The organism is Janthinobacterium sp. SUN073, assembly GCF_030397665.1.
In the GTDB taxonomy this organism is placed as follows: domain Bacteria; phylum Pseudomonadota; class Gammaproteobacteria; order Burkholderiales; family Burkholderiaceae_D; genus Janthinobacterium.
This window is the reverse complement of the sequence record NZ_JAPUBT010000002.1, coordinates 255,899-274,024: the sequence shown is the minus strand read 5'-3', so window position 1 is coordinate 274,024 and position 18,126 is coordinate 255,899. Positions and strand designations below refer to the sequence as shown.

Sequence of the window (18,126 nt, the reverse complement as noted above, 5' to 3'; positions counted from 1 at the left end):
GAATTTCCTTCTTGGTGCTCGGAACGGGGACCGGTATGGCGTGCCAGCCATTATAGGCAAATCGCAGGGAAGTGGAAACGCCGAACAGAGGCGGATTTCCCGTGCTGTCAGCCAGCGTCGGCGCGATGGCAGACGGCTTCGATGCGGTTGCCGTCCGGATCGAACAGGAAGGCCGCGTAATAGCTGGCGTGATAGTGGCGCAGGCCGGGCGCACCCAGGTCGATGCCGCCATGCGCTAGACCCGCATGCCAGAACGCTTCCACGGCCGCGCGGGAGGCGGCCTTGAAGCAGCAGTGGCGGCGTGGCGCGTCGTCGGGCCTGGGGCCCAGGCGCACGGAAAAATAGCTGCGTTCGGGGTGCTCGGCATCGCTGCGCTCGCCGTAGCCTATCCACGCATGGGCATGGTCGCTGCCCACCTTGGGCACGCCCAGCGCGGCGAAGATGGCATCGTAGAAGCGCTCGGCGCGCTCCAGGTCGGCAACGGTAAGGGAAACGTGATCGAGCATGGGCATTCCACTGTAAAAACAAGGACGGCCATAGCATAGCCCGGATCAGGACGGCCGTGGGCCGAAGTAACCGAGTGATACAGGCGGCGGACGACTGCCGGTTAAGGCTGGCTGGCGAGCCGGGCCACGATACTGCGGCTCATCAGCTGCACGCGCGGCGCGAACAGCATCACGGCGCAGAAGGCCACGGGCCAGGCGGCAAAAAACGCATGGCGCCAGCGGGGCAGGAAGTCCGCCTGCAGGCCGATATTGAGCCAGGTGACCCAGGCGCTCATCAGCAGGGTCATCACCAGCGACATCAGGAAGGCGAACGTGCAGCGCAGGCGCAGGGCATCGGACATGGCGTGCTTTCAAAATAGTGGAAAGATGCCAGCGTAACGACTTGCAGCAATCTATACTAGAGCCATATTTTTAATTTCAAATTCCGAAAATGCAATCATGTTCGACGAATCATGCTCGATGATCTAGCCCTGTTTGTCGCCATCGTGGAGGCGGGCAGCCTGCATGCGGCGGCCGTCAAGGAAGACTTGCCCGCCGCTACCGTCACGCGCCGGCTGCAAAAGCTGGAAAGCCAGCTGGGCTACCGCTTGCTCAACCGCAGCGCGCGCCGCTTGCAGCCGACGGCGGAAGGCTGGCAATACTACGAGCAGTGCCGTCCCCTGGTACACGCCTTGCGGCAAGCGACGCAGCAGCTCGACGCCAGCCTGTCGGCCGTCTCGGGCAGCATCCGCGTGCTGGCGCCCGTGAACTTCGCCAGCGGCTTGCTGACGCCAGCCTGGGTCAGCTTCATGCAGCAGTATCCGGACATCCGCCTGGAGCTGGAACTGTCGAACCTGCTGCAAGACCTGGTGGGCAGCGGCGCCGACCTGGCCATCCGCGTGGGCGCGCTCGACGATTCCTCGCTGATGCAGCGCCGGCTGGGCAGCGCCGCGCTGGTAATGGTGGCCGCGCCCGCCTACCTGGCGCGCGCCGGCGTGCCGCGCGACTTGCAGGAATTGGAAAGGCACGAGCTGATCGTGGCCGAACCGCTGCGCAGCTGGCGCTTGCGGCGGCCCGGCGACGGCGCCGAAATGGTGATCGAGCCGCAGGCGCGCCTGCGCGTCAATGAAATGCGCCTGGCCGTGGAGATGGCGGACGCGGGCATCGGCATTTTGCTGTGTCCGCTCTTGCAATGCCGCGACGAAGTGGCGCGTGGTTCGCTGGTGCGCGTGCTGCCCGACTGGATGCCGCAGCCGCGCCATGTGTATGCCGTCTGGACGCAGCGGCGCTACCTGCCGGCCCGTGTGCGCGTGCTGCTGGAACACCTGGCGGCGTTTGCGGCCGGCAATCCGCTGTTGAACGACGCGTTGGACGGGCAGGGCGCCGCACTGCCCTGATCTCTTCCACTAATACCGAGCGCTTGTACTTTCCGTCAGGATCGCGTTAAGATAAAGCTTGCTCGCTTATCCAGTGGGCAATATGGTGTTTTTTCGCGCAATTTCGTCCCTATCCATGAGAGTAGCAATGAAATATCTGATCGTTCCCTTCTTGCTGGCCATGACCGGCTGCGAAGTCTTGTATGACGCGAACCGGGACAAGATCGGTGAGTATTGCAATAGCCTGAACAATTTCGACGACCGCAATGCCTGCCGCAAGCGCAACCAGACCAGCTACCAGGAATACGTGCAGCAGCGCGACCAGCTGAAAAAGAAAAACGACAAGTAAGCCTGCCGCCATATACGCCACATAAAAAAACGCCGCTGACCAGTCAGCGGCGTTTTGCATTGCGGGCCCCGGCATTGCGGCCGGGGCTGGCGCCGTATCAATCGTCGGCGTAGATATTGTTATCCTTGGTTTCCTTGACGAACAGGGTGCCGATGACCACCGTCGCCAGGGCGATGACGATCGGGTACCACAGGCCGTAATAGATGTCGCCCTTGAAGGCCACCAGCGCGAAGGCCGTGGTCGGCAGCAAGCCGCCGAACCAGCCGTTACCGATATGGTAGGGCAGGGACATCGAGGTGTAACGTATACGCGTCGGGAACATTTCCACCAGCATGGCAGCGATCGGGCCATACACCATGGTCACATACAGCACCAGGATGAACAGCAGCAAGACTACCATCGGCTTGTTGATCTGGTCAGGGTCGGCCTTGGCCGGGTAGCCCGCTTCCTTGACGCCGGCGCCGATTTCTTTCTTGAACGCCGCTTCCTTGGCTTTGCTGTCCGCGTCGAAATTCAAGCCGTCGGCCGTCATGACGGCGTTAAACGAGGTCAATTCCTTGGTGCCGATGCGTACCTTGGCCACGCTGCCGGCCGGTGCGTCTTCCTTCGTGTAGTTCACCGAGCTGTTCGACAGGAAAGCCGTGGCGATGTCGCACGAGGACGGGAATTTCTTCTGGCCCGTCAGGTTGAACTGGAAGTGGCACGATGCGGGATCGGCCACCACCACCACTGGCGAGTTCTTCAGTGCCGCTTCCAGCTGCGGATTGGCGAAGTGGGTCAGGCCGCTGAAGATGGGGAAGTAAGTCAGGGCAGCGATCAGGCAGCCGCCGAGGATGATGTACTTGCGGCCGATGCGGTCGGACAGGCTGCCGAAGAACAGGAAGAACGGCGTGGCCAGCAGCAGGGCGATGGCGACCAGCACGTTGGCCGTTGCCAGGTCCACTTTCAGGGTCTGGATCATGAAGAACAGGGCGTAGAACTGGCCCGTGTACCACACGACGGCCTGGCCGGCGGTCAGGCCGACCAGGGCCAGGATGACGATCTTCAGGTTCTTCCACTTGCCGAACGCTTCCGTCAGCGGCGCTTTCGAGGTCTTGCCCTCGGCCTTCATCTTGGCAAATGCAGGCGATTCATTCATGGCCAGGCGGATCCACACGGAAATACCCAGCAGGATGACGGAGACGAGGAAAGGCACGCGCCAGCCCCAGGCTTCGAACTCTTTTTCACCCGTGGCCAGGCGGGTGCCCAGGATGACCATCAGCGACAGGAAGAAGCCCAGGGTTGCCGTCGTCTGTATCCACGCCGTAAATGCGCCGCGCTTGCCTTCAGGTGCGTGCTCGGCCACATAGGTGGCTGCGCCGCCGTATTCGCCGCCCAGCGCCAGGCCTTGCAGGATGCGCAGGATGACGAGGATGATCGGTGCGGCGATGCCGATGGAGGCATGGCCCGGCAACAAGCCGACGATGAAGGTAGAGCCGCCCATGATCAAAATCGTGATCAGGAAGGTGTACTTGCGGCCGATCATGTCGCCCAGGCGGCCAAAGACCAGCGCGCCGAACGGACGCACGATGAAGCCGGCGGCAAAGGCCAGCAGCGCGAAGATGAAGGTGGTGGTGGGGTCGCCGATGAAGAATTGCTTGGCGATGATGGATGCGAGCGAACCGTACAGGTAAAAATCGTACCATTCAAAGACCGTGCCCAAGGATGACGCAAAGATGACCTTGCGTTCCTCGGGTGTAATCGGCGTTCCCTTGGTGGAAAATTTCCGTACGTCGGCCGAGCCGGATGGTGATGCCATGGTTTGTCTCCCTATGTTTTATAGTGAACTGGTGCCGAGGTCTTTTTGACCATTCTTGCAACAGCTTGGGGCGAGTGTGTTCTTCGAACCTTACGTCATGCTTGCTTGAAACTTACGCCAAGCTTACAAATTACCATCCGTCACAACTTTGCGAACGACCGTACTTAAATGTGCTATTCTGCTTCCGAGACAGCATGAATGACCCATCATTGACCACATAACATTCCCACAAGGAGACACAGCATGAATGAAGCCGTCATCGTATCGACCGCCCGCACGGGCCTGGCCAAGTCCTGGAAAGGCGCGTTCAACATGACGCACGGCGCCACCCTGGGCGGCCACGTGCTGGCCGCTGCCATCGAGCGCGCGCGCATCGAGGCGGAGGAAGTGGAAGACGTGCTGGTCGGTTGCGCCTTCCCCGAAGGCGCCACGGGCGGCAACATCGCGCGCCAGGTGGCCTTGCGCGGCGGCTGCCCCGTCACGACGGCCGGCATGACCGTCAACCGCTTTTGTTCCTCGGGCTTGCAGGCCATCGCCCTGGCGGCGCAGCGCATCATCGCCGGCGAAGGCGATATTTACGCGGCGGGCGGCGTGGAATCGATTTCCTGCGTGCAAAATGAAATGAATACACATATGTACCGCGATGTCTGGCTGCAGCAGCACAAGCCGGAAGTGTACTGGCCCATGCTGCAGACGGCCGAAACCGTGGCCAAGCGCTACCAGATTTCGCGCGAGCGCCAGGATGTGTATGGCGCGCAAAGCCAGCAGCGTGCAGCAAGCGCCCAGGCGGCCGGCCTGTTCGACGCGGAAATCGTGCCGATGACGACCATCATGGGCGTGGCCGACAAGGCCAGCGGCATGCTGGTGTCGCGCGAAGTGACGATCTCCAGCGACGAAGGCATCCGCTTTGATACCACCTACGAAGGCGTAGCCAAGATCCGTCCGGCCATGCCGGGCGGCGTCATCAGCGCCGGCAATGCCAGCCAGTTTTCCGACGGCGCTTCGATGGCCATCGTCATGAATGCGAAAGTGGCGGAAGCAAAAGGATTGCAGCCGCTGGGCATCTTCCGCGGCTTCGCTGTGGCCGGCTGCGAACCCGATGAAATGGGCATCGGCCCCGTCTACGCGATTCCGAAACTGCTGAAAAAGGCGGGCTTGACTGTCGCCGACATCGGCCTGTGGGAACTCAACGAGGCATTTGCCGTGCAAGTGCTGTATTGCGCCGACACCCTGGGCATTCCCATGGAGCGCCTGAATGTGAACGGCGGCGCGATTGCCGTGGGCCATCCGTACGGCGTGTCGGGCGCGCGCCTGACGGGTCACGCCCTGATCGAAGGCAAGCGCCGTGGCGTCAAATACGTGGTGGTGACCATGTGCATCGGCGGCGGCCAAGGCGCGGCTGGCCTGTTCGAAGTGCTGTGATGTTTGCTTGAACCCAGTCTGCGGGCGGCTTCCAGGGCCGCCCGCTTGCATTGCCTGCCCTGTTCCTGCAAGGCGCGCCGATAGCGGTTACAGTAATGCTTCATTGATAAACAACCTAGCCTGCCACCATGATCAAGCACATCGTTTTCTGGAAACTGTTAGACCACGCCGAGGGCGCCGACCGCGCCACGAACGCCTTGAAACTGAAAGCCTTGCTCGATTCCTGTTCGGACCTGGTCCCCGGCATATTGAAATTCGAAGCGGCCGTGGCCCAGCCTGGCCTGGAAGCGACCTACGACATCGTCCTGTACAGCGAGTTCGCCAGCCGCGCTGCGCTCGACGCCTACCAGAACCATCCCGAGCACGTGAAAATCAAGCCGTTTTTTGGGGCCGTGCGGGAGGCGCGGCAGTGCATGGACTACGAGATTTGAAAACCCGTTAACCCCAAAGCGAAGGGCTGGGGTCAGACCCTGAGGGTCTGACCCCGGTCTTTGCTCTAGGGTTTAGATTGTTCGTCCAACAAGGAGCATTCATGAGCACCTACCAATGCATCGTCCTCGCCTCGCGCCCGACAGCCGAAGTGCAGCCAGATAACTTCCGTCTGGAAACGAAAGACATTCCCGCCATCAAGGATGGCGAATTGCTGGTGCGCAACCAGTACCTGTCGCTCGATCCCTACATGCGCGGGCGCATGAGCGCCAATAAAAGCTATGCGGCGCCGCAAGCGCTCGATGAAACCATGATCGGTGGCACGGTGGGCGTGGTGCTGGAATCGAAGCATCCGAAGTTTGTCGTGGGCGACACCGTCGTGGGGACCCTGGGCTGGACGGAAGTGGCCGTATCGGATGGCACCATGCTGCGCAAGGTCGACACGACGCATATTCCCGCCTCGGCCTACCTGGGTGCCGTCGGCATGCCGGGCATGACAGCCTGGTATGGCTTGAACCAGATCATGGCGCCGAAAGCGGGCGAAACCGTGGTGGTGTCGGCGGCCAGCGGCGCCGTGGGCAGCGTGGTGGGCCAGTTGGCGAAACTGAAAGGCTGCAGGGTGGTCGGTATCGCCGGCGGGGCAGAAAAATGCGCGTATGTCGTCAAGGAACTGGGTTTCGATGCCTGCGTCGACTACAAGGCGGGCAATCTGGAGGCCGACCTGGCGGCGGCGACGCCGGACGGCATCGACGCCATCTATGAAAACGTGGGCGGCGCCATCTTCGATGCGGCCCTGGCGCGCACCAATCCGTTTGGTCGCGTGGCCGTGTGCGGCTGGATCGCCGGCTACAACGGCGAACCGACGCCGCTCGACAACGCGCGCCTGATCCTCACCAACCGCCTCACCGTGCGTGGCTTCATCGTCTCGGAGCAGCCGGAATTCTGGCCGCAAGGCCTGGCGGAACTGGGTACCCTGGTGGCGACGGGCAAGCTGAAATTCCGCGAATCCGTGGCCGACGGCCTGGCCAACGCACCGGAAGCGTTCATCGGCCTGTTGAAAGGCCGCAACTTCGGCAAGCAGTTGGTCAAGCTCAGCTGATCTCTCTGTGGAAAGGCGGGCCGTGCGACAATAACGGCCTGTCTCTTTCTCCATTACATCATGACCAAGCACACCATCCGCCTCGGCGACTGGGCCACCCTGGGCCCCGACGCCACCGCCATCCGTTTTGAAGTTTTCGTCGATGAACAGAAAGTGCCGGCCGAGATCGAACTCGACGACATGGACGCCGTCTGCCTGCACGCCGTCGCCTATGACGACGCGGGCAAGGCCATCGGCACGGGCCGATTATTGCCGGACGGCCATATTGGTCGCATGGCCGTGCGCCAGCCGGGCCGCGGCACGGGCGTGGGCGGTGCCATCCTGACCTTGCTGATGGACAAGGCGCGCGAACGGGGCGATGCAGCGGTGGTGCTGAACGCGCAAACCGTGGCCGCGCCATTCTATGCGCGCCACGGTTTCGTGCAGCAGGGAGAACAATTTGAAGAGGCGGGGATTGCGCATGTGGAGATGCGGCTGGTGTTTTAAGCGTTAACCCAGGAGCAAGGACTGGGGTCGGACCCTACAGGGTCCGACCCCGGCAGTTCATGGGTTAAGGGTTTAATTCTGCGCGTGCGACTGGCGCCATTTATCCAGGATCACGGCCAGCACGATCACGACACCCTTCGCCACATACTGCCAGAACGACGACAGGCCCAGAATTGTCAAGCCATTGTTCATCACGCCGATGATCAGGGCGCCGATGACGGTGCCCCAGACGGAACCCACGCCGCCCATCAGGCTGGTGCCGCCCAGCACGACGGCCGCGATGGCATCGAGTTCATAACCGGTACCCCAGTTGCCGTTGGCCGCATACAAACGGCTGGCCGACATGGCGCCGCCCAGGCCGGCGAACAGGCCGCTGATCGTGTAGACAAACATCAAGACGAGGCCGACCTTGATGCCCGTCAAGCGCGCCGCCTGGATATTGCCGCCGACGGCGTAGATATGCAGGCCCAGGGTCGTCTTGCGCAGGATAAACCACGTCAGCACGACGACGGCCGCCGCCAGCCAGATCAGCCAGGGCACGGCCAGGAAGCTGCCGTTGCCCATCCATTCGAAGCTGGGGATTTCCGTGTTCAGCACGCTGGTGCCGTCGGCCAGCAGATAGGCCGCACCGCGCAGGGCCGTCATGGTGCCCAGGGTGACGACGAAGGGGTTCAGGCCGACGAGGGCCACCAGCACGCCATTGAGCGCGCCCAGCAGCAAGCCGACGATCAAAAACGTGGGGATCGAAAAGCCGGCGAACTGCGCCGACAAGGACATCAGCATGCCTGCCACGGCCGAGACGGCCAGCACGGAGCCGACCGATAAATCGATGCCACTGGTGAGAATGACGAAGGTCATGCCGGACGCCAGCACGATATTGATCGACACCTGGCGGAAGATGTTCATGGTGTTGTTGCTGGTCATGAAGGTCGACGTGCCATCGGCCGAGAAATACACGGTCAGGCCGTACATGGCCAGGTAGAGCACCACCAGCACGGGCAGCATGCCCAGGCGGCGCATCAGGTTCGAGGCATTGAAGGGTTCGCCGGCGCGCGTGGCGCCGCTGGTGGTAGTTGTCATGATTTGCTATCTCCTGTTGATTATTCTTATGCCGCTTCCAGCTGCGTGGCATAGGCGAGAATGTTTTCCTGCGTAATGTCGTCGCCCGTCACTTCGCCCGTCAGGCGTCCTTCGCACATCACCATCACGCGGTCGCAAATGCCGACCAGCTCGGCCAGTTCGCTGGAAATGCACAGCACGGCCGTGCCCGCGTCCGCCAGCTGGTGGATGATCTTGTAAATTTCGCTCTTCGCGCCCACGTCCACGCCCCGTGTCGGTTCGTCGAGGATCAGCACTTTCGGTGCAATGGCCAGCCAGCGCGCCAGCAAGACTTTCTGCTGGTTGCCGCCGGACAATCCCCCCACGATGCCGTCCGGCCCCGAGACCTTGACGTTCAGGTTGCTGATCGCCTCGCGCGTGAGCTGCGTCAGGGCGCCACGGTTGACCACGCCTGCCGTGGAGTGCCTGGACAGGATATTCATCGACATGTTTTCCATGGCCGACAATTGCATGAACAGGCCCAGGCTCTTGCGGTCTTCCGGCAGGTAGCCGATGCCGTGGCGGATGGCTGCCAGCGGTTGCTTGATGTGTACTTCCTGGCCGTCGAGCCACACTTGCCCCGATTGCTTCTTGTCGGCGCCAAAGATCAACCGCGCCAGTTCCGTGCGGCCCGCGCCGACCAGGCCGGCTAGTCCCGTCACTTCGCCCGCATGCAGGCTGAACGAGGCGGGCTTGACCTTGCCGCCGCCCACGTTTTCCACGCGCAGGCGCTCGGCGCCCCGCGTGGTGCGCCGCTGGTGTGAATAAAAGTCGTCGGCGGGGCGGCCCACCATCATTTGCACGACTTTCTTTTGATCCAGTTCGTCCTTGCCCAGTTCGCCTACATAGGCGCCGTCGCGCAGCACCGTGATGCGGCGCGCCAGGCGCTCCACCTCGGCCATGCGGTGGCTGATGTACAGCACGGCCAGGCCCTTGTCGCGCTGTTCTTCGATGATGCGGAACAATTGTTCGGTTTCCCGGTCGGACAGGGCGGCAGTGGGCTCGTCCATGATCAGGATGCGGCTTTCGTGCACGAGGGCACGGGCGATTTCCACCTGCTGCTGCTCGGCGATTGACAGGGTCGACACCATGGTGTCCGCGTCAAAGCGGGAACCGAGGTCGGCCAGGATGGCATTCGTGCGCGCGCGCATTTCGCCGCCCTTGACGGTCCAGAACGGTCCCTGTGGTTCGCTGCCCATGAAGACGTTCTGCGCCACCGTCATGTTCTTGGCCACGCTCAGTTCCTGGTAAATCAGGTTGATGCCCAGCGCGCGTGCCTCGCCCGGGTTGCGGATCTTGATCGGCTTGCCGTCGAGGATGATCTCGCCCGCGTCCGGCGTGTACACGCCTGATAAAATCTTCATCAGGGTGCTCTTGCCGGCGCCATTCTCGCCCATCACGGCATGGATTTCACCGCTGCGCACCGTCAGGTGCACGCCGCGCAGCGCGCGCGTGGCACCGAAGCGCTTCTCGATGCCGCGCATTTCAAAAATAATATCGTCGCTCATGACTGTCCTTCCTTGCTTTTGAAACTGTTGCCCGCCCTTGGGCCGGGGCCGGGGAGGGCAACACGTGGTTCAGGTCAGGCAGATCAGTTCTTTACCCAGCCAGTGTAGGTGGCGACGTTTTCCTTGGTGATGGCCGGCGTCGGCAACAGCACCATGGTCTGTTTCGGTGTGCGGCCGTTCATGATGTCGTAGCCCATCTGCACGGCGTCGGTGGCCATGCGGTACGGGTTTTGTGCCGAGGTGGCGGCAAACAGGCCGGCCTTGTTTTTCAGGGCGTTCTGGCCATCGGGCGCGCCATCGACGGCCGTGATCAGTTTGACATCCGTGCGCTTCGATTGCTTGATCGCCAGTTCGGCGCCGATGCCCGTCGGGTCATTGATGGCGAATACGGCGTCGATCTTCGGATAGGCCGTCAGCAAGTTCGACATCACGGTCATGCCGCCGTCGCGGCTGCCGCCCGCGTTCTGGTTGTCGGACAGGATCTTGATATCCTTGAACGCGGCCAGGGTTTTCTTGCAGCCGTTGACGCGGTCGATCACGGACGTGACCGGCGGGCCGTTGAGGATCACCACATTGCCCTTGCCGCCGATCTGCTTGGCCAGGTAGGCGCACGACACGTCGCCCGCCATGGTGTTGTCGGACATCACGGTGGCCGAGGCGCCCACGGCACCCACGTCGACGGCGATCACGACCACGCCCGCATTGCGCGCTTTCTTGATGGCCGGTGCGATGCCCTTGGAATCGACGGCGTTCAGGATGATGATGTCGGTCTTGTTGGCGATGAAGTTTTCGATCTGGTCCACCTGGGTGTTCAGGTCATACTTGCTCGACACCGTGGTGACTTTCACGCCCGGGCCGCCGAGCTTTTTCGCACTTTCTTCCGCGCCGCGGCCAATCGCCACGAAGAAGGGGTTGGCCAGGTCGCCCACGCTCACGCCGATCGATTTCAATGGCTTGTCGGCGGCAAAGGCGCCGCAGGCGGCGGACAGCAGCAGGGTGGCGGTAATGACTTTTTTCATGAGGATCTCCAAGGGTTTTTATTGTAAAAACAAACGGTGCTACGGGTGAAAAACTATTAAGTTCTTAACTTTTCAATCATGGCGTCCAGCTTGCCCGCATCGACGGCAAAGCCGCGTATGCCTTCGGCCAGCTTTTCGGTCGCCATCGCATCGTCGTTCAGGGCGTAGCGGAAAGCGGCTTCGTCATACGTGATGGCCGGCTGCGCCGCGCCCAGGTCGCCGCCCAGCGCGCGCTCGAATGGCGCGTCAAGCGCTTCCAGCTTGGCCAGCAAGTCCGGGCTGATGGTCAGCAAGTCGCAGCCGGACAAGGCCGTGATCTGCCCCACGTTGCGGAAGCTGGCGCCCATCACTTGCGTGGCGATGCCCTGTTGCTTGTAGTAATTAAAGATGCGCGTGACCGATTGCACGCCTGGATCGTTGGACAGGCTGCGCGCCGCTTCGTCCCATGCCGCGCCCAGCGATTTTTTATGCCAGTCGTAGATGCGGCCCACGAATGGCGAAATCAGGCGCACTTTGGCGTCGGCGCAGGCGACGGCCTGGCAAAACGCGAACAGCAGGGTCAGGTTGCAAAAGATGCCGTCTTTTTCCAGTTCGCGCGCCGCCTGGATGCCTTCCCAGGTGGCGGCGACCTTGATCAGCACGCGTTCGCGTTTTACTCCAGCCTGCTCGTACAGGGCGATCAGGCGGCGCCCGCGGGCCACGGTGGCGTCACGGTCAAAGCTCAAACGGGCATCGACTTCCGTCGAGACGCGGCCCGGCACGACTTTTAATATCTCCAGGCCGAAGCGCACCAGCACCTGGTCGACGATATCGTCCAGCGAGGCGGATTTGTGCTCGGCGACCGTACTTTCCAGCAAGGGCGCGTAATCGGGCTGCAGCACGGCCTTTAAAATCAGCGACGGATTGGTGGTGGCGTCTTGTGGCGCGAAACGCGCCAGTTGCAAGAAGTCGCCCGTGTCGGCGACGACGGTGCTGGTCTGTTTTAATTGTTGCAGCTGATTCATTACTCTTCCTTATCACTGAGTTGGTGCAAGGCTTGCACGGCGGGAAACAGGCTACGGTAGCGGCCGTAACGGATGCTCAAGGCTGCGCTGTGCGCGGCATCGGGCAGGAAAGTGTTTTTGATGGGCAAGCCCTGCGTCAGCAGGCTGGTATCTCCGATGGCGGCAAAGCCCAGCTTGGCCGCGCCCAGGCTGGCCGACAGTTCGCTGCTGTGCAGGGTGCGCATGTCGCGCCCCAGCACATTGGCCAGCAGCTGCGCCCAGTACTGGCTGCGCGCGCCGCCGCCCACCAGCATGCAATGGGGAACGACGGCGCCCGTCGAGGTGACGGCCGCCATGGCGTCGCGCAAGGCAAAGGCCACGCCTTCGAGCACGGCGTAGCCCAGCTGCGCCGGCGTGCTGTCATGGCCCAACTGCAAGAAGGCGCCGCGCACTTGCGGGTCGTTATGCGGCGTGCGCTCGCCCGACAGGTAGGGCAGGAACAGCGGTGCGGATGGCGCGATGACGGTGTCGAGCGGCAGGGCGCTTTCCACCAGCGCCAGCAGGGCTGCCTCGTCGGGTTGGCCCAGCACGCCCGTGGCCCAGCGCAAACAGCTGGCGCCGGATAAAATCGCGCCCATCGCATACCAGCGGCCGGGCAGGGCGTGGCAAAAACTGTGCACGCCGCCGGCCGGGTTGCCCAGCGGCGCTTCGGTCACACTGACGATGGCGGCGCTGGTGCCCAGTGAAATGAAACTGTCGCCGCCATTGACGGCGCCGATGCCCACGGCCGAGACGGGATTGTCGCCGCCGCCACCGGCCACCACCACGTCCATGGGCAAGGCCAACTGGTCGGCGATGGCGGCCAGTACCGTACCCGTGGCGGCGTCGCCTTCGGCCAGTGCCGGCATCTGTTCCGCACGCAAACCGCAGGCGGCCAGCATGGGGGCGAACCAGGCACGCTTGGCCTCGTCCAGCCACAGGGTGCCGGCCGCGTCGGACATGTCCGTCAGTTTGATGCCCGTCAAGCGCAGGCGCAGATAATCCTTTGGCGACAGCAGGCAGGCAATGGCGGCGAAGGCGTCGGGCTCGTGCGTTTGCAGCCACAGCAGTTTCGGCGCCGTCAATCCCGCCATGGGCAGGCTGCCCGTCACGTCCGCAAACGCGGGATAGTCGCGCGCCAGGGTCGCCGCTTCGGCTTCGGCGCGCGCATCGTTCCACAGGATGGCGGGACGGATCACGTTGTCGTTACTATCGAGCAGCACGGCGCCATGCATCTGGCCCGACAGACCGATGCACGCGATGCGCGCATAGTCCTGCGGCCAGCCGGCGCGCAGCTGGCCCAGCGCGTTGACGCAGGCGGCCCACCAGTCCTGTGGCGACTGTTCGGACCAGCCCGGCTGCGGGCGGCTCACGTCCAGGCGCACGGAGGCCTGGCCGCGCACGGCGCCAGTGCTGTCCATCAGCACGGTTTTCAGTTCGGAGGTGCCGAGGTCGATACCGAGGGAAATCGCTGGATGCATGTGTTTTACTGTAAAAGGTCAGGGGCAGCCGCAGGAATTGCGCACGCGCAAGGTCGGCGACAAGCGTTGTACGTGCTGGGCGCGGCCCGGATTGGCGATACGGTCGATCAAGAGGTCGACGGCCATGGCGCCCAGTTCTTCGAGCGGTTGCGCCATCACGGTCAGGCGGGGGCTGAAGTAATCGGCCCAGTCGAAATCATCGAAGCCGGCCAGCGCCACGTCTTGCGGAACCGCAATGTGGGCGTCGCGCAAGGCATGCATGGTGCCGATGGTCATCAGGTTATTGCCAGCCACGATGGCGGTCGGACGCTGCCCAGGTGGCAGGGCCAGCAGTTCGCGCGTCGCCGCGCCGCTGCGCTCCAGGTTGGAGTCGCCCGAGCGCAGCAGTTCAGGATCAAAGACGATGTCGGCGCGCTGCAAGGCCAGGCGGTAGCCGTCGATACGCTCGTGGGTCGTGGACAGGCCGGGCGCCCCCGCGATAAAACCGATGCGGCGGTGGCCGTGGGCCGCGATCAAGTGGCTGACCAGTTCGGCCGTCGCCTCGATGTTTTCGACGCCCACCTGGTCAAATGGTTGCGGCGACATGCGGTCGACCAGCACGGAAGCGATCTTGTTGCTGGTTAAATAGGCCAAGGCCCGGTTGTGCGGATCGCCGGACGGCGCCAGCACGATGCCGTCGACGCGCCGCTGGTGCAAGTTCTGCACCACTTTGAGTTCCTGTTCGGGATCGTCGTGCGTATCGGAAAACAGCATCATCAAGCCGTGGCGCGTGCAGGCCGCCTCGATGGCGCGCACGGTTTCGCTGAAGTAATGATTGGTGAAGGCGGAAATGGCCACGCCGATGGTGCCCGACGACGAGCCGGCCAGCGCGCGCGCCAGCATGTTCGGCACATAGCCGATCTGCTGCATGGCCGCGTTGACGGCGGCGACGGTTTTCGGGCTGACCTTGCGGGTGCCGTTGAGTACGTGCGAGACGGTCGACAGCGATACGTCCGCCGCCCGCGCTACATCTTCCATGGTGGCCATGGTGTCTCCTGATGGTTTTATTATTATTGTGTGCTGCGATAGTGTGCGGCTGTGTCGCCGCGTTTGAATCTATCGTAAACAAAAGAAAGCGCTTGCGCAAGCGCTTTCTTTTTTTGCGCGCAAACGTTTTAAGCAGTGACTGGAAGGTAATGCCGAGGCAGTGGTGGCGGTATTTGGGGTCTGACCCGGCAGGTCAGACCCCAGTATTGGCTTACTGAATCACCAGCTCATGCAGTTCGCCGGGGGAATCCGGGAACAATTTGACGACGGTGGAGGTGCGCGTGCCGTAGCCCGGCGTTTCGATGCAGACGGCGGACAGCACGCGCTCGAGGTCGAGCGGCACGCCCGTGTCCGGCAAGCGGAAGTCGGGCGCGCGCGTGGTGTCGGCCAGCATGTCGAAATACGCGTCGTCGGGTGCGCCCTGGCACAGCAGGCTGGCGAACTGGGCCTTGGTCTTCAAGACTTTCGGCCACGGCGCATCCAGCAGGGCGTTCGACAGGCCATAGATGCCCGGTTCCAATGGCTGGCCATTGCGCGCATCGCCATCGCCCCGGTTGGAAAACCAGATCAGCGTCTGCGCGTCGCCCAGCACCAGATTAAAACCGTTGTAGGCTTGGCATCCGGGGCGGATTTGCGCGATGTAGTCTTGCGGCGACATCGTGCCGGCCAGATAGTCGGCCACCAGGGCGCCGCGCGAGGGGGCGTCCGGGTTGCGGTCTTGCGGGCTGCGGATGTTGGTGATGGCGGCAAAGCGCGAACCGCCGCTGCCGGCCTGGGTGATGCCCATCCAGCTGCCGCCCGCCTGCAGGTCGCGGCCCGCATACACTTGCGGGTGCTCGGGCCAGGCACCGGCGGGGGCGCTGGCGCGTTCGTAGAATTCGTCGCGGTTGGCGGCGGCAATCAGCGGGATGTGCGGATTGACTTTCCAGGCAAAAACGATCAGGCACATGGAGGCAAATCCATGAACACTTCCGTATGCCGCGCGCCGGCCGTCAATGACAGCAAGCCCGCCTCGTCGGACGCGCTGGCCAGCAGTTCGGCAAAACCTTCGCCGACGACGGGATAGATTTCCATCCACGTCTGCAAGCCATCCTTGACTTCCGGGCGGCGCTTCAGCTGCGGCGCCACGCCGGAGGCGGCCGCCAGTTTCGCTTGCAAGGCACGGACCCTGGCTTCCAGCGCCTGGGCGTGCTCTTCCTTTACCTGATAGTAAATGTACAAATCTTTCATGGCATTCTCACAAATCGAGTGCGTCGAGCACGTAAGGCATGGGCAGGAATTGCACGGCGGCGCCCTGGGCCGAGCCGTAGCGCACGGCCCCGGCGGCGCTTGAACCTTCCGCTATCGCCCCCAGCTTCATTTCGACGAGGGCGTCGATGCCACCGCTGCCGTTCGGCGCGGCGTTGACGAGCATGCCGCAAGGCTGCTCCGGGTCGCTGACGGTGTACAGTTCGCCACCGGCCACTGCCGCTGCATCAGCGATGCTGACGAGGGTGGTGCGGCGCTTGAGCTTGCCCAGATACTGGCTGCGCGCGACGATTTCCTGGCCCGGATAGCAGCCTTTCTTGAAATTGACGCCGCCCAACAACTCGAAGTTGACCATCTGCGGCACGAATTGCTCTTGCGTGGCGGCCGTGATTTGCGGGATGCCCGCATGGATCTCCGACAGGCGCCAGGCCTCAGTTCCGCCTTTCGCCAACTGTTGCGCCAGTTGCGGCCACACGTCGCGCGCCGTGGCGGCGGACGTCAGCCATTCATAGCGGGGGCTGCCAAAGGCATCGGCCACGCGCAGCAGCGTGCCCAGCGGATGCTCGACCTTGCTGAACGGCGTGGCGGGCAGGGTGGGGAACCAGGCGGCCAGGGCCGCGCTGGCTTGCTTTCCGCCGAGGCCCAGGATGACTTGATTGGCATCATCAACGGACGCATCGTGCAGCTTGGCCTTGGCGCGCAGCACGAACATTTGTAAACGCTTCTGGATGGTCGGATGTATGGCGCGCGGCAATTGCAGATAAATGGTGGTGGCGTTGCGCCACATCAGGAAACTGGCCAGCAAGCGGCCTTTCGGCGTGCAGTAGCCGGCCAGGCGCACTTGCTGCTGGTCCAGGTGTTCCACGTCGTTGGTCAGCTGGCCATGCAGGAAACTGGCTGCCTCGTCGCCGTTCAAGCCGATCAAGCCCTGGTCCGTGATGGCCGCGACAAAACCTTCTTGCAGCTGGGATACTGTCAGGGACTGGCCGAAATCGGCGATGTGGGCGGCGGCGGTGGGGGCTGTGCTGTCAGGCGCGCCATCGATGGCAACGGGGCGGGCGCCTTGGGCGGTTAAAAATTGATTCCAGTTATTCATAATTTCCATTAGATCAGCGATTAAGCATTATCATTACGGGTTCATTATAGTGATGTCGCGCAGATCGCGTCGGCAGCGGCAAGATTGCCAGTGTTGGCGCCGCTTTGCGCGCACTTGCTTCACAAATGAACGATCATAACAAGCGCGCGCTGCCCGCCAGCGAGCGCATCACAAGAATCGGAACAATGGCTTTCTTTAAAAAACTTGTAGTCAGTTCGGTCATCGCCGCCATCGGCGTCGGTGGCACTTTTGTGTATTGGGCGCAGCAGCCCATCACCACGGAAGGCGAGGCGATCCCGTTTACGATCACGCCGGGCAGTGGCGCGCATGCGGCCGGCCAGCAGATCGCGGACGCGGGCGTGCCCATCGTGCCCATCCTGTTCAACCTGCTGGCGCGCGTCGAAGGCAAGACGTCGAAGATCAAGGCCGGTTCCTACGAGCTGAAACCGGGCACGACGCCGCAGCGCCTGATCACGCAGCTGGCGCGCGGCGAGTTCGCGCAAGAGTCGCTGACCATCATCGAAGGCTGGACTTTCAGGCAGATGCGCATGGCCATGGCCAGTCATCCGGGCCTCAAGCACGATACCGTGGGTCTGTCCGACAAGGAGCTGATGGCGAAAATCAGCCCCGAGTTTGTGCTGCCGGAAGGCCTGTTCTTCCCGGATACGTATCTGTTCGCCAAGGGCGCCAGCGAAATGCAGATTTTCAAGCAGGCGCACACGGCCATGATAGGCCGCCTGTCCGAAGCGTGGGACAAGCGCGATCCGGCCTTGCCGTATAAAAACCCGTACGAGGCGCTGATCATGGCGTCTATCGTGGAAAAGGAAACGGGGCAAAAATCCGAACGCGCCATGATCGCCGGCGTCTTCGTCAACCGCCTGAAAACGGGCATGCTGCTGCAGACGGACCCGACCGTGATCTATGGCATGGGCGACAACTACCAGGGCAAGATCCGCAAACGCGACCTGGAAGCGGACACCCCGTACAATACCTACACGCGCGGCGGCTTGCCGCCCACGCCGATCGCCCTCGCTGGCGCGCAATCGCTGACGGCGGCGCTGGCGCCGGCCCGCACGCAAGCGCTGTATTTCGTCGCGCGCGGTGACGGCACCAGCCAGTTCTCGGCCAACTTGCCCGACCATAACCGCGCCGTGAACCAGTACCAGCGCTAATATCATTATCAG

The 18,126-nt window shown here is 62.8% G+C and carries 19 protein-coding genes; 7 read left to right on the top strand and 12 right to left on the bottom strand.

Annotated elements, in window-relative coordinates; translation table 11 throughout:
- Nucleotides 1-107 precede the first annotated feature (107 nt).
- Both O0882_RS09165 and O0882_RS09160 read right to left on the bottom strand, forming a co-directional pair.
- A complete protein-coding gene (locus O0882_RS09165; RefSeq protein WP_207781011.1) occupies nucleotides 108-512 on the bottom strand; it encodes a VOC family protein in 405 nt (134 codons plus the stop codon).
- A gap of 95 nt (nucleotides 513-607) precedes the next feature.
- The gene (locus O0882_RS09160) at nucleotides 608-847 is read right to left on the bottom strand and encodes a DUF2798 domain-containing protein (RefSeq protein ID WP_289947225.1); all 240 of its coding nucleotides are present in this window, start codon (nucleotides 845-847) and stop codon (nucleotides 608-610) included.
- Nucleotides 848-958: 111 nt separating this feature from the next.
- On the opposite strand from O0882_RS09160, the gene O0882_RS09155 reads away from it, so the two are divergent.
- Nucleotides 959-1,882 carry a LysR family transcriptional regulator gene (locus O0882_RS09155; RefSeq protein WP_289947223.1) on the top strand — a complete coding sequence of 308 codons (924 nt, stop codon included), beginning with the start codon at nucleotides 959-961 and terminating at the stop codon, nucleotides 1,880-1,882.
- A gap of 127 nt (nucleotides 1,883-2,009) precedes the next feature.
- Nucleotides 2,010-2,210 (top strand): hypothetical protein, encoded by a 201-nt coding sequence (locus tag O0882_RS09150; RefSeq protein WP_289947222.1) that lies wholly within the window; start codon nucleotides 2,010-2,012, stop codon nucleotides 2,208-2,210.
- A 97-nt stretch (nucleotides 2,211-2,307) separates the two neighbouring features.
- Here the strand turns inward: O0882_RS09150 and O0882_RS09145 are convergent, their stop codons facing one another.
- Nucleotides 2,308-4,008 (bottom strand): MFS transporter, encoded by a 1,701-nt coding sequence (locus O0882_RS09145; protein ID WP_289947220.1) that lies wholly within the window; start codon nucleotides 4,006-4,008, stop codon nucleotides 2,308-2,310.
- A gap of 243 nt (nucleotides 4,009-4,251) precedes the next feature.
- Here O0882_RS09145 and O0882_RS09140 point away from each other — a divergent pair, with 243 nt between their 5' ends.
- The 4 genes from O0882_RS09140 to O0882_RS09125 all read left to right on the top strand — a co-directional run bounded on the left by O0882_RS09140 (nucleotide 4,252) and on the right by O0882_RS09125 (nucleotide 7,444).
- Nucleotides 4,252-5,430: an acetyl-CoA C-acyltransferase gene (locus O0882_RS09140; protein ID WP_289947216.1), complete on the top strand. Its 1,179-nt coding sequence runs from the start codon at nucleotides 4,252-4,254 to the stop codon at nucleotides 5,428-5,430.
- A gap of 128 nt (nucleotides 5,431-5,558) precedes the next feature.
- Complete coding sequence (locus tag O0882_RS09135) at nucleotides 5,559-5,861, top strand: Dabb family protein (RefSeq protein ID WP_289947214.1); 303 nt, start codon at nucleotides 5,559-5,561, stop codon at nucleotides 5,859-5,861.
- A gap of 101 nt (nucleotides 5,862-5,962) precedes the next feature.
- Nucleotides 5,963-6,958, top strand: a complete 996-nt coding sequence (locus O0882_RS09130) for an NADP-dependent oxidoreductase (RefSeq protein WP_289947213.1) — start codon at nucleotides 5,963-5,965, stop codon at nucleotides 6,956-6,958.
- 60 nt (nucleotides 6,959-7,018) lie between these two features.
- Nucleotides 7,019-7,444: a GNAT family N-acetyltransferase gene (locus O0882_RS09125; RefSeq protein ID WP_289947212.1), complete on the top strand. Its 426-nt coding sequence runs from the start codon at nucleotides 7,019-7,021 to the stop codon at nucleotides 7,442-7,444.
- Between the two features lie 72 nt (nucleotides 7,445-7,516).
- Here the strand turns inward: O0882_RS09125 and O0882_RS09120 are convergent, their stop codons facing one another.
- The 9 genes from O0882_RS09120 to O0882_RS09080 form a co-directional block, all read right to left on the bottom strand.
- Nucleotides 7,517-8,524, bottom strand: a complete 1,008-nt coding sequence (locus O0882_RS09120) for a ribose ABC transporter permease (protein ID WP_289947211.1) — start codon at nucleotides 8,522-8,524, stop codon at nucleotides 7,517-7,519.
- 26 nt (nucleotides 8,525-8,550) lie between these two features.
- Nucleotides 8,551-10,050 (bottom strand): sugar ABC transporter ATP-binding protein, encoded by a 1,500-nt coding sequence (locus O0882_RS09115; protein ID WP_289947209.1) that lies wholly within the window; start codon nucleotides 10,048-10,050, stop codon nucleotides 8,551-8,553.
- Between the two features lie 83 nt (nucleotides 10,051-10,133).
- A complete protein-coding gene (locus tag O0882_RS09110; protein WP_096235540.1) occupies nucleotides 10,134-11,069 on the bottom strand; it encodes an ABC transporter substrate-binding protein in 936 nt (311 codons plus the stop codon).
- Nucleotides 11,070-11,125: 56 nt separating this feature from the next.
- Nucleotides 11,126-12,073 carry a transaldolase gene (gene tal, locus O0882_RS09105; protein WP_289947203.1) on the bottom strand — a complete coding sequence of 316 codons (948 nt, stop codon included), beginning with the start codon at nucleotides 12,071-12,073 and terminating at the stop codon, nucleotides 11,126-11,128.
- Nucleotides 12,073-13,560 carry a xylulokinase gene (xylB, locus tag O0882_RS09100; RefSeq protein ID WP_354670258.1) on the bottom strand — a complete coding sequence of 496 codons (1,488 nt, stop codon included), beginning with the start codon at nucleotides 13,558-13,560 and terminating at the stop codon, nucleotides 12,073-12,075. The genes tal and xylB overlap by 1 nt, the downstream gene beginning before the upstream one ends.
- Before the next feature lie 30 nt (nucleotides 13,561-13,590).
- Nucleotides 13,591-14,598, bottom strand: a complete 1,008-nt coding sequence (locus O0882_RS09095; protein WP_289947198.1) for a LacI family DNA-binding transcriptional regulator — start codon at nucleotides 14,596-14,598, stop codon at nucleotides 13,591-13,593.
- A gap of 211 nt (nucleotides 14,599-14,809) precedes the next feature.
- Nucleotides 14,810-15,547: an NRDE family protein gene (locus O0882_RS09090; RefSeq protein WP_289947196.1), complete on the bottom strand. Its 738-nt coding sequence runs from the start codon at nucleotides 15,545-15,547 to the stop codon at nucleotides 14,810-14,812.
- Complete coding sequence (locus tag O0882_RS09085) at nucleotides 15,538-15,828, bottom strand: DUF4936 family protein (RefSeq protein WP_096235535.1); 291 nt, start codon at nucleotides 15,826-15,828, stop codon at nucleotides 15,538-15,540. The genes O0882_RS09090 and O0882_RS09085 overlap by 10 nt, the downstream gene beginning before the upstream one ends.
- Before the next feature lie 7 nt (nucleotides 15,829-15,835).
- Nucleotides 15,836-16,951: a folate-binding protein gene (locus tag O0882_RS09080; protein WP_289947191.1), complete on the bottom strand. Its 1,116-nt coding sequence runs from the start codon at nucleotides 16,949-16,951 to the stop codon at nucleotides 15,836-15,838.
- Between the two features lie 176 nt (nucleotides 16,952-17,127).
- Between O0882_RS09080 and mltG the strand changes: the two genes are divergently transcribed.
- On the top strand, nucleotides 17,128-18,114 hold the full coding sequence (mltG, locus tag O0882_RS09075) for an endolytic transglycosylase MltG (RefSeq protein ID WP_289947189.1): 987 nt from the start codon (nucleotides 17,128-17,130) through the stop codon (nucleotides 18,112-18,114).
- The last annotated feature ends 12 nt before the right edge of the window (nucleotides 18,115-18,126 follow it).